Source organism: Mesorhizobium sp. U510 (assembly GCF_059180695.1).
Genome location: NZ_CP180532.1, coordinates 6,139,213 through 6,151,561 on the forward strand (window position 1 = coordinate 6,139,213; position 12,349 = coordinate 6,151,561).

Sequence of the window (12,349 nt, forward strand, 5' to 3'; positions counted from 1 at the left end):
CCGCGCCCGGTGGGCGCGGACACCCTGACAAATGGGTAGAGCCATGAACGTGATGAACTTGAACGTAATCCCCCCGCCGTCGCGTGCGGCCACCGATCTGAACTACGAAGCAGACCTGAAGGTTGCGCTCGACCCGATACTGGTCGAGTTGCTCGACAGAGCAGAGGCCGCGGGTTGGGACCGGCGCAAAGCGGCATACACTGTGATGTTTCTGGCTGCGCGGAATCTTACCGACAGCAAAGGCCCTCCTGGAAACGGGAGTTCGGCAGGCTAAGGCGCGACGCACGCAATCTATCGCGCACGCGCCGTGGGAACGGCTTCCGATCGACTGAGCCAATCACGTGAAACGGAGGAAAGCATGGAACACAATCAATTTCAGCATCCCGTGAGGGTGCTCGTGGGTCTTGGGTTTCCGACCAACATTCAAAGCGTAAAAGACGCCTTTGTCCTGCTGGATGAATGGCCGCCATCGAAGCGAAACCCTGCTCATGGCGTGGCGCTCAATGCCTGTCGGGCAGCCCTCGCGGGCGAGGTGGATGCCGAAACCGCTCGCAGCACTTTTATTGCCTTCGCCCGCCGCATGGATCTGCTTGTACCGGACGCAGGCGACATCGTCGCGGCCAAGGCAGTCGGCGCTTTCGGAGCCGCTTCGACAGGCCCCTACAACAAGTCGATGTAATCTGTCCGTGGGAACGGAGAAAGCTATGAGGGATATTCGATTTTCCGAACCAGTGAGACTGCGCGTGAGACCCTCAAGGGAGCGGGTGGTTGCCAGCAGTTGGGAAGCACTTGAGTGCCTTCATGACCAATGGCCAGAATGGGCGAGAGGACCAAGCTATCGAGCTGCCTGCCGCACTTGCCGCGACTCCTTGGACGGATGGCGGGCTCCGCAACAAGCAAGAAGGGCATTTTTGAAAGCGGCCCGTCGTGCAGGTTTGGTCCAGGCCTCATAGGTGCAGCCGGGCAGCATCGAAAAGCTGTTCGCGCGTGACGCGACGGCTTGCCGCCGCGCTTGGCGCTTTGCCCAGACGCGCATCAGCGAAAACCTTGTCCGTTTCCGCTGCCTTCCTCCTCGCCCTATCGGAAGCGACACGAAAGTCCGTGGTGTTGAGGCTCCGGGTTACCTGTTGCTTGCCGCCAAGCAGCGAGCGGACCTCTTCGGGTATCCTGCGCACGTAAAAATAGGCGCTTTTCTTTCGTACAAGACCAGCGACTTTGCCACGCAAACCACCAAAATGTTGGAGCCGATGTTGGAACCATACAGGGCGGAAAGCGCTTTGGAAACAGCAGTTTGTAGGATTTACACAGGGTCTAGAGGACAATGGTGGGCCCGGAGGACGTCTTAAAGTTGTTGATTTCATTGTCTTTTTCGTGGGCCAAAATCAGAAAGCTTTCCGTATCGTTCCGTACGGTCCCGCGGCCAATGGCCGACGTCTGGTCCGCAGGTTCAAATCATGGACCTGCAACCACCGATACCGGCATTCGCCGATCGCAGCAATTGAGAGCGTTGCCGATCAAGATCCCAACCAGACCGGTGCGTACTCATTTGCCTCGAAAACATGGTGATGCACGCGGCCGGTGAACATCTTCAGCAGTTCACCGGTGACCTCCCGACTTTGAAATCTTACGTCGGATTGAAGCGCCCGGCTGCAGGCGTCCATGTCGGGATAACGAATTGCCAGCGCCATCGCGTAGGTGGGCGCACCTTCGTCGCGCACCGTGCCGTCGAGAACGCGCACTTCCTCGGCGCCGGGAAACTGCGTCCACAGCGGCACCAGCCTGTCCCTGACGAAGCGCCGGAATTCGCTCTCTTGTCCGGGATGGATTTCACCTTCGAAGAGGGCGTAGCGAATGATCATGGCAGGCTTTCCTGACTTTGTGCGCTTGAGATGTCTGTCGGCTTTGCGGGCGCATCAGGTGATACGCCCGCCTTCTTGCATCTATTTGCCCCAGATTTTCTTGTACTGGTCGCGGTAGCCGTTCTCTGGGTCAAAGGCATTCTTCGGGCCGCCGTCGAACTCGACATTGTCGGCCGTCACCACATGCAGCGGCGACAGGTAGCCCGACCATTTTTCGCCGGCGATGGCGCGGTTCAATTCGTCGACCAGTTGCCAGCCCTGCAGGTTGAGCGGTTCGGCGACCGTCACCTTCTGGAACTGGCCGGCGCGGATGCGCTGATAGGCCGATTCCGAACCGTCGCCGGCGGCGACATTCATCGGTGCGTCGGTTCCGGCTTTGCCGGCGGCGGCAAGCGAAGGCCCCATGAAGTCGAAATAGAGGTCGTTGATCGCCAGCGAATGCGTCCAGGCATCGCCGTATTTCTGCAACAGCGAGGTGGTGAGCTGCGGCATGCGCTGCGAGGTCTCGGCGATCGGCGTGTCGACATATTCGAGCACCTTGCCGCCCAGCCGCTCGATCTCCGCCTTCATCTTGTCGGCCTTGGCGATGGCAATGGCGTAGGTCGAATCAGTGAAGATGACGACGCCGGGCTTGCCCTTGGCATCGGCATAGGCCCAGTCGGCCGCGGCCGTGGAAACTTGCATGGCATCAGTCGAGACGTTGGCGAACACACCGTTCTTCTCGTCGGGCCCGATCACCGGTCCGGCATGCCAGGAGACCAACGGGATACCGGCGGCCTTCGCCTGTTCCAGCGCCGGCGCCTGCTCGACCGCGTCAAAGCCGTTGATGACGATGCCATTCGGCTTCAGCGCCATGGCCTGGCCGAAAGCAGCGGTGCGGCCGCCGATCGAGCCGGCGCCGTCGATCACCTTGACCTCCCAGCCGATCGCCTTGGCCGCTTCCTCGACGCCATTGGTGACGCCCAGAATGCCGCCGTTCTTGAGGTCGCCGGCGAGCACGACGATCGTCTTGCCTTGCTGCGCCTTGGGACCGGTGGTCGGGCCGTCCCAGGCGGTGACCTTCTGTGCATATTTTTCGACCACCGCCATGGCGTCGGCCATCGCATCCGCCCGTGCCTGGCCGGCGAACAGGACCGGAGCAGCGATTGTGATGGCCATCAAGGCGACGGATGATTTCAAAAATGTTCTGCGTTGCATGTTGGTACCTCCCTTGGTTTCAAAAAAATTTGGTCTTCCGGAACTCGACTTCGCGCCGGGTCACTGGCTGATATGCCCAGCCACCGGGCCCAAACCGGCGGGATGCGCGTTGACATAGATGGCATAGAGCGACGTCTGGGCGGTGATGTAGAGGCGGTTGCGCTTCGGACCGCCGAAGCACAAATTGGAGACGATTTCGGGAATCAGAATACGCCCGATCAGCGTCCCGTCCGGCGCGTAGGCGCGAACCGCATCGGCGCTAGAGGCCCAGATGTTGCCATCGCGATCGACGCGGAACCCGTCGAAGAATCCTGCCTCGCATTCGGCCAGGGTGCCGCGCGACCGCAGCGAGCGGCCATCCGCGGTGACATCATAGCTCTTGATCGCACGCGGCAGGCCGGGCACATGGCTTGCGCCGGTATCCGACACGTAGAGGATGTTCTCGTCGGGCGAAAAAGCCAGCCCGTTCGGCTGCGCAAGATCGGTGATGACCGCACCCACCTCACCGGTAACTTCGTCGAACCGGTAGACATGGGACCCGCCGATCTCCGGCCGGGCAATCATGCCTTCGTAATGGCTGTCGATGCCGTAGACCGGGTCGGTGAACCAGATCGTCCCATCGGATTTGACCACCACATCGTTCGGCGAATTGAACCGCTTGCCGTCGATGGTTTCGACAAGCGGCTGCCAACGCCCATCATGCTCGAGGCGCGAAATGCGCCGGCCGCGATGCTCGCAAGCGACGACACGGCCTTCACCATCGAGCGTGTGACCGTTCTGGTTGTTGCAACTGGCTTCGAAGACACTGACCGAGCCGTCGCTTTCGTCGTAGCGCAGCAACCGGTCGTTGGGGATGTCAGACCACAGCAAATGCCTTGCTGAGGGAACATAGACCGGCCCCTCGGCCCAGCGGCTGCCGGTCCACAGCCGTTCGAGCTTGGCATGCCCGATCGTCAGCTTTCGGAAGCGATCGTCCAAAATCTCGTAGTCGCTCATTCCATTGTTCCCGGAAGGGTTCGGCAGGTCACTTCGAGGACTGCGTGTCGGTCTTGGTCCTGCCCCTGTGCGCCGCGCCGCGCTTGCGCTGGGCGTAGCCGGCGATGCCAATGGCGACGAGCAGCGTCACGCCGTTGAACAGCGGTTCGACGAAGAACGAGCCGCCGAACTGCTGGATGCCGGAAATGCCGACCGCCAGGATGATGACGCCGGTCATCGTGCCCCAGACATTGACGCGCCCGGGCTTGATGGTGGTTGAACCAAGAAAGGCGCCGACCAGGGCCGGCAGCAGATATTCCAGCCCAACGCTGGCCTGGCCGATGCGCAGCTTGGAGGCAAGCAGCACGCCTGTCAGCGCCGTCAGGAAACCCGACGAGATGAAGGCGCCGATGACGAAACGGCGCACCGGAATGCCGTTCAGCGCAGCGGCTTTCGGGTTGGCGCCGATGGCATAGACGTAGCGACCGATCGGCAGATATTCGAGGATGATCCACAGCGCGACGGCAATCGCCAAAACATAGAGGCCGGTGATGGGCAACCCGAACACCATCGTGCCGTTCAGCGCGTAGAACCCGTTCGGCAGCACGCCAACCACTTGCCTGCCGCCAGTGTGCCATAGCGCCAGCGCGTAGAGCACGGTGCCGGTGCCGAGCGTGGCGATGAAAGAGTCGATTCGGGCGACTTCGACCAGCAGCCCGTTGAGGAAGCCGGTTGCAGCACCAAGAAGCAGCACGATGATCACCGCCAGCGGCCACGGAACGCCGAACATGGTCTGCAGGCTGATAGCGAGGATGTGCCACAGCACGATGCCATAGCCGACGGTGAGGTCGATACGGCCGGACGCCATCGGGATCATCGCCGCCAGCGACAGCAGCGCGATGATCGCCTTGTCGGAAATGATCGAGCGCAAATTGAGCAGCGTCGGAAACGTGTTCGGCAGCAGGATCGAAAACAAAAGGATCAGCAGCGCCGTCAGGATCACCAGCCCGTACACCGGCAGCAGCCGGATGATCTTCTGCCCCAACGATAAACCCGCCATTTCGCCGCGGGTCGGTTCGAGTGCGCTGGATTCGATCGATTGCATGAACTCGCTCCCAGTAAAATCAGGCGGCTTCGGAAGCCGATGCCGCGGTGATGACGGCGGATGTGGTCAGTTTGTCGCCGGTGAGTTCGCGCACGATCTGTCCGCGCGAAAACACCAAGGCGCGGTGGCAGATATGGGCAATCTCCTCGAAATCGGTCGACACCACGACGACGGCGAGGCCGGCTTCGAGCGCCCGGCCGATCAACCGGTAAATCTCGGCCTTGGCGCCGACATCGACGCCGGCCGTCGGATCCTCGGCGATCAGCAAGGTGCGGCCGGTGTGGAGCCAGCGGCCGACGACCACCTTTTGCTGGTTGCCGCCCGACAACGCCTCGATCGGCAGGTTCGGATCGTTGGGGCGCAGCCCGACCGAGCCGCCGATCACTTGCGCCAGGGCGGCCTCCTTGTGTGGCGCCAGAAAGGAGAACAGGCCGCGCTTGCCGGCGCCGGGATTGAGAAAACTGTTTTCGCGGATCGACAAGGAGGCCGCGATGGATTCCTCGGTCCGGTCGCGGGCGATGAGGCCGACGCCGGCCGACATCGCCGCGATCGGACTCGACAGATCGGGCGAAACGCCATTGATCGTCACCGAGCCGGAAAAAGGCTGGCAGCCGAATAGCGCCCGGCCGACCAGTTCCTGCCCGGCGCCACGCAGTCCGACCAGGCCGAGCAGCTCACCCTTGCGCACATCGAACGACACCGGCCCTGCGCCGGCACAGACCAGGTCGCGGACGGCGCACACCGTCTCGCCGGCCTGCGTCTGGGCCTTGCTGAAAACCTGGCTGACCGGACGGCCGACGATCATCTCGACCAGTTCGTCCGGCCTGGTGTCGGCGACCTTCTTCTGGCCAACCAACCTGCCATCGCGCAGCACGGCGACGCGGTCGGCGATGCGAAAGATCTCGTCGAGGCGATGCGAGACATAGATCATGCCGACGCCACGCTGCTTGAGCGGGCGGACGGCGTCGAACAGGCGGTCGACCTCGTCAGCCGGAAGGCTGGCGGTCGGCTCGTCGAGCACCAGCACATCGGCCTCGGTGGCCAGAGCGCGAGCGATGGCGACCAGCGATTTCTCGGTGCGCGTCAGATCCTGTACACGCGTCGTCGGATCGAAATCGCAGCCGACCAGCTTCAGCGCCTCGTGCGCCCGCTTTTCGGTGGAACGCCAGTCGATGAGACCGGAGCGCAGCGAAAATCCCTGCGCGAGGCCGACATTTTCGCCGACCGTCATCCATTCGATCAGACCGAGATCCTGGTGAATGAAGGCGACGGATTGGCGCTGGTTCGGCCGCGGCGGGCGGTGATGATAGGGCTCGCCGCGAAACAGGATGCTGCCGCCATCGGGACGGTAGATGCCGGCGAGCGTCTTGATCAGCGTGGACTTGCCGGCGCCATTCTCGCCGAGCAGTGCCAGGATCTCGCCCTTATGCAGATCGAGCGACACGTCGGAGAGCGCGCGGGTGCCGCCGAACTCCTTGGTAATCGACTTGAACTCGATCAGTTTTTCCTCAGACACAAAGCGTTCCTCCCGAGATCGCCAAAGGATGTTATCGATAACATTTCTGAGCGTCAAGCGACAAATTTGGCACTTAGCTTAGCTGGTCTTGCCGTCGAGCAGGCGCATCATTTCGGCAGAATCCCCGGGCCCCAATCCAGCCGCGCAGAGCAGGCGGTGGATCTCGACCACCTGCCCGGTCATCGGCATCGGCGTCTTGGTCTTCAGCGCAAAGGCCTGCAGCGAATCCAGGTCCTTGAGCATGTTGTCGATGCGACCGGTCGCTGAAAAATCGCGAGCGGCAAACTTCGCCATGAACTCCTGCATGATGCTGGAATCGGCGCGTCCGCCCTTGAGTGCCGCCGGGATTGCCTTCGGATCGACGCCGCCGGCTTCGGCGAGTTTCACGGCTTCAGCAACAGCCTGGAACAGCACCGCGCAGAAAAGCTGGTTGATCAGCTTGGTGGTCTGCCCTGCCCCGCTCGGCCCCATCAGCGTGTAGTTGGCGCAGAGATGCCGCATCACCGTACGCGCGTGTTCGAAGTCTGCCGCCTCGCCGCCCGCCATGACGGTCAGCCGGCCGGCCAGCGCGCCGGGAACGCCGCCTGAAAGCGGACAATCGAGCCATTTCATGCCCGTCTCGGCCGCCAGTTTCTTCGCCATTTGCGCGGTGTCGGCCGGGTCAATCGACGACATGTCGATCAGCAGCTTGTCGGACGATGCCGCAGCCGCGACACCGGCATCGCCGAACACCACCGAACGCACGATATCGGCATGGTTGAGGCTCAGGATGACGAAGTCGCTCGCTTGCACTGCCTCGGCGACCGACGCTGCGGCAGACGCACCCTTCGCGGTCAGGGCAGCAACCTTTGCCTTGTCCAGATCGAACACGGTGACCGCCTGCTTGGTCTCGATCAGGCGGGTGGCGATTGCGGATCCCATGATGCCGGCGCCGACAACGGCGACTCTTGCAGCTTGTGTCATCTCAACGAGCCTCTTTCCTTGATCCTGGCAGGGGCGATCCCAAAGGCGTCCAGGCCCTTCAACGCCACATCGGCAATGCTGTCGACCGGGGCGTCGACGTCCACGGTGACCACCAGCTTCTCTTCGCCAGGATGTTCCAGCGCGGCGAACTGGCTGTCGAGCAGCGCCGGCGGGAAGAAGTGGTCGCGGCGTGCGGCGAGCCTGGCTTGCAGCAGTGCGCGCGACCCCTCCAGGAAGACGAAAAACAGCGGCCCGCCCGCCGCATGGCGAAGCCGATCGCGGTAGGACTTCTTCAGCGCCGAGCAAGAGACGATCAGCCCGTGGCCCTCCTCACGCGCCTGGCGCAAGGCTGCACCGACCAGATCCAACCAGGGCCAGCGATCCTCATCGGCAAGCGGGATGCCCGCCGACATCTTTTCGACATTGCTGCGTGGATGCAGCGTATCGCCTTCGACGAAGGCAAGACCAAGCCGCGCGGCGATTTCGACACCGACCCTGGTCTTGCCGCAGCCGCTGACGCCCATCACGACGATGAGTGCGGGTTCAAAGACAGGTCGTGATGCCACCGTCGACATAGAGCGTGTGTCCATTGACAAAGGATGAGGCCGGTCCGGCCAGGAACACCGCCGCGCCGACCAGTTCGCCGACGTCGCCCCAGCGTCCCGCCGGCGTGCGGTTGGTCAACCAGGCTGAAAATTCGGGATTGTCGACCAGCGCCTGGTTGAGCGGCGTCTTGAAGTAGCCCGGTGCGATGGAATTGACCTGCAACCCGTGCTTGGCCCAGTCGGCACACATGCCGCGCGTCAGGTTGCGCACCGCGCCTTTCGTGGCCGTATAGGGCGCAATGTTGGTCCGTGCCAACTCGCTCTGCACCGAAGCGATGTTGATGATCTTGCCGCGCTTGCGCGGGATCATGTGCCGCGCCACCGCTTGCCCGACGAAGAACACGCTTGAGATGTTTGTACGCAGCAACTCGTCCCATTTGTCGGCGGGGAAATCCTCGAGCGGCATGCGAAACTGCATGCCGGCATTGTTGATAAGGATGTCAATGGCGCCGATCGTCGTCTCGATCTCGGCAACGCCATCCGCTACCGCCGCGTGATCGGTGACGTCGAAGACGGCGCTATGGGCCTTGTATCCCTTCGCCGCCAGCGCATCCGCGGCTGCTTTGACTTTTTCTGCGCTGCGGCCGTTAATCACGATTTCGGCGCCGTGCTGCGCCAGCCCCTCCGCCAGCGCCAGGCCGATGCCCTGCCCCGACCCCGTGACCAACGCCCGCATGCCGGTCAAATCGAACAACGAACTGCTCAAGTGCTCCTCCCGAGGAATGTCCCTGAAGCGGGATACGATTTCCGCCGCGCCGCCGCCAGTGCCTATTGACATGAATGTTATCGATAACATAGTCAATGGAAAAAATTCACTTGGCGAGGAGACGATGCAGTGACCGACATATTGATGACCGGCCCCTATCCGGACTGGGACATGGCAGACCTCGAAGCGAAGTATCGCGTCCACAAGCTTTGGCAGGCCGAAGACAAGGACGCGCTGATATCAAGTCATGCGGATGCCATCCGCGCCATTGCGACGCGCGGCGAACTTGGCGCCAGTGCTGCGCTGATGGCAAAACTGCCGAAGCTCGAAATCGTCTCCTGCTACGGTATGGGCACCGACGCCATCGACCTGGCCTACGCCAGGGAAAACAGCATCCGCGTCACCAACACGCCTGATGTGTTGACCGAGGATGTGGCCGATATCGGCATCGGGCTGCTGCTCGCCGTGGCGCGCCAGATTCCGCAGGCCGACACCTATGTGCGCGACGGCAGCTGGCGCAAGGCCAACATGCCGCTGGTCACGCGCGTCTACGGAAAAAGGCTGGGCATTGTCGGCATGGGCCGCATCGGCAAGGCGGTGGCCCGGCGCACGGCTGCGTTCGACTGCGAGATCGCCTATTTCGGCACCCGCAAACACGACGAGCTGCCTTACGACTTCGTCGGCGATCTGGTCGAGCTGGCGCGTCGGAGCGAGTTCCTGATGGTGACGCTGGCCGGTGGCGAAGGCACCAAAAACATCGTCAATGCAGAGGTTCTGGCAGCGCTCGGGCCGGACGGCATCCTGATCAACATCGCGCGCGGCAGCACGGTCGACGAAACGGCGCTGCTCGCCGCGTTGGAATCCGGTGCGATCAAGGGCGCCGGGCTCGACGTGTTCTGGAACGAGCCGAGAATCGACGAGCGCTTCGGAAAACTTTCCAATGTCGTGCTGCAACCGCACCATGGCAGCGGCACGGTGGAGACGCGCAAGGCCATGGGTCAGCTGGTTCGCGACAACCTCGCGGCTCATTTCAGTGGACGGACCTTGCTGACGCCGGTCGCCTGAGAGAGGATCACATCATGAAGTCGATCGTCATCCACGCGGCAAAGGACCTGAGAATAGAGGAGACCGATCCGGGCGTCCTCGGCGATGGGCAGGTGGAGATATCAGTCGAAGCCGGCGGCATCTGCGGCTCGGATCTGCACTACTACAACCATGGCGGCTTCGGTACGATCCGCCTGCGCGAACCGATGATCCTCGGCCACGAGGTCGCCGGCACGGTGAAGGCCATCGGCGATGGCGTTTCGGCGCTTGCCATAGGCGACCGCGTCGCCATCTCGCCCAGCCGTCCCTGCAATGCCTGCCGCTACTGCCTGCAAGGCATGCAGAACCAGTGTCTGAACATGCGCTTCTACGGCAGCGCCATGCCAATGCCGCACATCCAGGGCGCGTTCCGCCAGCGCCTGGTCGCCGAAGCGTGGCAGTGCCACAGAATAGCCGACCACGTTTCCATCAACGAAGCTGCTTTCGCCGAGCCCTTTGCAGTGACGCTGCATGCCATGAACCGCGCCGGCTCGCTCCTCGGCAAGCGCGTTCTGGTCACCGGCTGCGGGCCGATCGGCGCGCTTTGCATCCTGGCAGCCAGAGCCCACGGCGCGCGCGAAATCGTCGCCACCGATGTCATGGACGGCGTGTTGGCAAAGGCCCTGGAGATCGGCGCCGACCGCACCATCAATGTCGCGACCAGCGGCGAAAAGCTGGCGGCCTACAATGTCGACAAGGGCAGTTTCGACGTCATGTTCGAAGCCTCCGGCAACGAACGCGCCGTGCGGGCCGGCCTCGATGTTCTGAAGCCGCGCGGCGTGCTGATGCAACTCGGTCTCGGCGGCGACGTATCTATCCCCCAGAATCTCATCGTCGCCAAGGAGATCGAGATTCGCGGCAGCTTCCGCTTCCACGACGAGTTCGCACTCGCCGTCGACCTGATCAATCACCGCCGGGTGGATGTCAAACCGCTACTATCAGGCATCTATCCGCTCGACGAGGCAGTTGCGGCTTTCGAGATCGCCGGCGACCGCAACAAAGCGATGAAGGTCCAGATCGCGTTCTGAACCGACACCGCAACGTCAGGTGCTTTCGCGCTCGACGACGCGGTAGCCGGTCAGAACGATTTCCTGGCCGTGCCTTTTGCCGTCACCGCGGATCACCTGGATCAATCTTCGGGCAGCCTGTTGCCCGATGCCATAGCAGTCGACATTCACGGTGGTGATGCCGGGATGGCAGAAGGCGGCGACCTCATAGTCGCCAAAACCGGCAATGGCGATGTCCTGCGGCACCCGCATGCCACGGCGCTTGCATTCCATCAGCGCGCCAAAGGCCGAAAGATCCGAGACGCAAAGCACTGCCTCGGTGTCCGGCCAGCGTTCCAGCATACTGACGACGGCCTGGCCGCCCTGCTCGATGGAGATCGGCGGCACGCCGAAGGAAACGAGGCGGCCGGTCGGCAGGCCGAGTTCCTCGATTGCCCTGACGAAGCCTTCGCGCCGCTGGCTGCCGCGCGTGTCGCGCGAGGTCGTGCCGCCGATGTAACCGAACTTCCGGTAGCCCTTTTTGGCGAGCGTCTTGACCAGCAGCCCCATCGCCTCTTCGTTGGAAAACCCAACCACCTGATCGATCGGCTTGGCCGGCAGCTCCCAGGTTTCGACCACGGGAATGCCGGCGCTTTTCAGAAGGCGGCGGGCGCGATCAGTATGAGCGCCGCCGGTCAGGATGATGCCTTCCGGCCGCCGGCGCAGCATCGCCTCGATCAGCTGTTCTTCCTTCTCGACCGTGTAGTCGGTGTAGCCGAGCAGGAGCTGGAGCCCGGTGCTTTCAAGTTCGTCAGTGATGCCGCGCGCGGTATCGGCGAAGTTGGAATTGTTGATCGAGGGGACGATCGCCGCGACGAACCCCGTCTTGCGCGAGGACAGGCTGCCGGCCGATTGGTCGAGCACGTAGCCGAGATCGTTGACCGCTGTCATGATCTTTTCGCGCGTTGCCTTCGAAACCCGGCTGCCCTCTTTCAAGGCTCGCGACACCGTCATGGTCGACACACCGGCCCGCAGCGCCACGTCGACCATCGTCGGCGTGTGGCTTTCGCCCGGCCTCGATGCGGCTGCCTTGGCCATCATGCCGCTCCACCGGCCGGCTGCGGTCTGCCCAAGGAAAGCCCTAGACGCTCGGGCACACGGTCTCTGCGGCGTCCAGCATCGCTCATGAACCACCCATTGGAATCAATTTCACGCAAAGGCATGTTATCGATACCAAATCGACAAGACAACAGCCACACACGAGGCCCAATTGTGTCATGATCATGAGCCTCGGTTGGGCCGCCACTAACCTACGGGAATGTCGACACTGTTCTGAGGCAGTCAAAAAGGCGCC

At 62.6% G+C, this 12,349-nt stretch carries 15 protein-coding genes; 5 read left to right on the forward strand and 10 right to left on the reverse strand.

The window, feature by feature from the left end:
• Nucleotides 1-43 precede the first annotated feature (43 nt).
• Genes ACLGL5_RS31750 through ACLGL5_RS31760 form a run of 3 tightly spaced genes read left to right on the forward strand, consistent with a single transcriptional unit; the run spans nt 44 to nt 953 of the window.
• Nucleotides 44-274: a hypothetical protein gene (locus ACLGL5_RS31750; protein ID WP_019859969.1), complete on the forward strand. Its 231-nt coding sequence runs from the start codon at nt 44-46 to the stop codon at nt 272-274.
• Between the two features lie 33 nt (nt 275-307).
• On the forward strand, nt 308-679 hold the full coding sequence (locus tag ACLGL5_RS31755) for a DUF982 domain-containing protein (RefSeq protein WP_494372828.1): 372 nt from the start codon (nt 308-310) through the stop codon (nt 677-679).
• A 25-nt stretch (nt 680-704) separates the two neighbouring features.
• Entirely contained in the window at nt 705-953 is a 249-nt protein-coding gene (locus ACLGL5_RS31760) for a DUF982 domain-containing protein (protein WP_081295965.1), read from the forward strand.
• On the opposite strand, the gene ACLGL5_RS31765 is transcribed toward ACLGL5_RS31760, so the two are convergent.
• The 9 genes from ACLGL5_RS31765 to ACLGL5_RS31805 all read right to left on the reverse strand — a co-directional run bounded on the left by ACLGL5_RS31765 (nt 948) and on the right by ACLGL5_RS31805 (nt 8,896).
• Entirely contained in the window at nt 948-1,361 is a 414-nt protein-coding gene (locus ACLGL5_RS31765; protein ID WP_494372829.1) for a DUF6538 domain-containing protein, read from the reverse strand. The genes ACLGL5_RS31760 and ACLGL5_RS31765 overlap by 6 nt on opposite strands.
• 153 nt (nt 1,362-1,514) lie before the next feature.
• On the reverse strand, nt 1,515-1,859 hold the full coding sequence (locus tag ACLGL5_RS31770; protein ID WP_069092842.1) for a hypothetical protein: 345 nt from the start codon (nt 1,857-1,859) through the stop codon (nt 1,515-1,517).
• Between the two features lie 81 nt (nt 1,860-1,940).
• Nucleotides 1,941-3,056: an ABC transporter substrate-binding protein gene (locus ACLGL5_RS31775; protein WP_069092843.1), complete on the reverse strand. Its 1,116-nt coding sequence runs from the start codon at nt 3,054-3,056 to the stop codon at nt 1,941-1,943.
• Between the two features lie 60 nt (nt 3,057-3,116).
• Complete coding sequence (locus tag ACLGL5_RS31780; RefSeq protein WP_069092844.1) at nt 3,117-4,052, reverse strand: SMP-30/gluconolactonase/LRE family protein; 936 nt, start codon at nt 4,050-4,052, stop codon at nt 3,117-3,119.
• A 28-nt stretch (nt 4,053-4,080) separates the two neighbouring features.
• Entirely contained in the window at nt 4,081-5,136 is a 1,056-nt protein-coding gene (locus ACLGL5_RS31785) for an ABC transporter permease (protein WP_069092845.1), read from the reverse strand.
• Between the two features lie 19 nt (nt 5,137-5,155).
• The gene (locus ACLGL5_RS31790; RefSeq protein ID WP_069092846.1) at nt 5,156-6,652 is read right to left on the reverse strand and encodes a sugar ABC transporter ATP-binding protein; all 1,497 of its coding nucleotides are present in this window, start codon (nt 6,650-6,652) and stop codon (nt 5,156-5,158) included.
• Nucleotides 6,653-6,730: 78 nt separating this feature from the next.
• The gene (locus ACLGL5_RS31795; RefSeq protein WP_069092847.1) at nt 6,731-7,615 is read right to left on the reverse strand and encodes an NAD(P)-dependent oxidoreductase; all 885 of its coding nucleotides are present in this window, start codon (nt 7,613-7,615) and stop codon (nt 6,731-6,733) included.
• Nucleotides 7,612-8,190 (reverse strand): gluconokinase, encoded by a 579-nt coding sequence (locus ACLGL5_RS31800; protein WP_069092848.1) that lies wholly within the window; start codon nt 8,188-8,190, stop codon nt 7,612-7,614. The genes ACLGL5_RS31795 and ACLGL5_RS31800 overlap by 4 nt, the downstream gene beginning before the upstream one ends.
• The gene (locus ACLGL5_RS31805; RefSeq protein ID WP_069093497.1) at nt 8,159-8,896 is read right to left on the reverse strand and encodes an SDR family oxidoreductase; all 738 of its coding nucleotides are present in this window, start codon (nt 8,894-8,896) and stop codon (nt 8,159-8,161) included. The genes ACLGL5_RS31800 and ACLGL5_RS31805 overlap by 32 nt, the downstream gene beginning before the upstream one ends.
• Nucleotides 8,897-9,070: 174 nt before the next feature.
• Here ACLGL5_RS31805 and ACLGL5_RS31810 point away from each other — a divergent pair, with 174 nt between their 5' ends.
• Entirely contained in the window at nt 9,071-9,991 is a 921-nt protein-coding gene (locus tag ACLGL5_RS31810) for a 2-hydroxyacid dehydrogenase (protein ID WP_069093498.1), read from the forward strand.
• Between the two features lie 14 nt (nt 9,992-10,005).
• Entirely contained in the window at nt 10,006-11,037 is a 1,032-nt protein-coding gene (locus ACLGL5_RS31815; RefSeq protein WP_069092849.1) for an L-idonate 5-dehydrogenase, read from the forward strand.
• Between the two features lie 15 nt (nt 11,038-11,052).
• Here the strand turns inward: ACLGL5_RS31815 and ACLGL5_RS31820 are convergent, their stop codons facing one another.
• The gene (locus ACLGL5_RS31820) at nt 11,053-12,096 is read right to left on the reverse strand and encodes a LacI family DNA-binding transcriptional regulator (protein ID WP_069092850.1); all 1,044 of its coding nucleotides are present in this window, start codon (nt 12,094-12,096) and stop codon (nt 11,053-11,055) included.
• Nucleotides 12,097-12,349: the final 253 nt, after the last annotated feature.

Coding starts and splice junctions, on each gene's coding strand:
- ACLGL5_RS31780 (WP_069092844.1), bottom strand. CDS start 4,052: ATGAGCGACTACGAGATTTTGGACGATCGCTTCCGAAAGCTGACGATC.
- ACLGL5_RS31800 (WP_069092848.1), bottom strand. CDS start 8,190: ATGTCGACGGTGGCATCACGACCTGTCTTTGAACCCGCACTCATCGTC.
- ACLGL5_RS31795 (WP_069092847.1), bottom strand. CDS start 7,615: ATGACACAAGCTGCAAGAGTCGCCGTTGTCGGCGCCGGCATCATGGGA.
- ACLGL5_RS31805 (WP_069093497.1), bottom strand. CDS start 8,896: ATGCGGGCGTTGGTCACGGGGTCGGGGCAGGGCATCGGCCTGGCGCTG.
- ACLGL5_RS31820 (WP_069092850.1), bottom strand. CDS start 12,096: ATGATGGCCAAGGCAGCCGCATCGAGGCCGGGCGAAAGCCACACGCCG.
- ACLGL5_RS31770 (WP_069092842.1), bottom strand. CDS start 1,859: ATGATCATTCGCTACGCCCTCTTCGAAGGTGAAATCCATCCCGGACAA.
- ACLGL5_RS31750 (WP_019859969.1), top strand. CDS start 44: ATGAACGTGATGAACTTGAACGTAATCCCCCCGCCGTCGCGTGCGGCC.
- ACLGL5_RS31810 (WP_069093498.1), top strand. CDS start 9,071: ATGACCGGCCCCTATCCGGACTGGGACATGGCAGACCTCGAAGCGAAG.
- ACLGL5_RS31775 (WP_069092843.1), bottom strand. CDS start 3,056: ATGCAACGCAGAACATTTTTGAAATCATCCGTCGCCTTGATGGCCATC.
- ACLGL5_RS31760 (WP_081295965.1), top strand. CDS start 705: ATGAGGGATATTCGATTTTCCGAACCAGTGAGACTGCGCGTGAGACCC.
- ACLGL5_RS31815 (WP_069092849.1), top strand. CDS start 10,006: ATGAAGTCGATCGTCATCCACGCGGCAAAGGACCTGAGAATAGAGGAG.
- ACLGL5_RS31765 (WP_494372829.1), bottom strand. CDS start 1,361: ATGAAATCAACAACTTTAAGACGTCCTCCGGGCCCACCATTGTCCTCT.
- ACLGL5_RS31785 (WP_069092845.1), bottom strand. CDS start 5,136: ATGCAATCGATCGAATCCAGCGCACTCGAACCGACCCGCGGCGAAATG.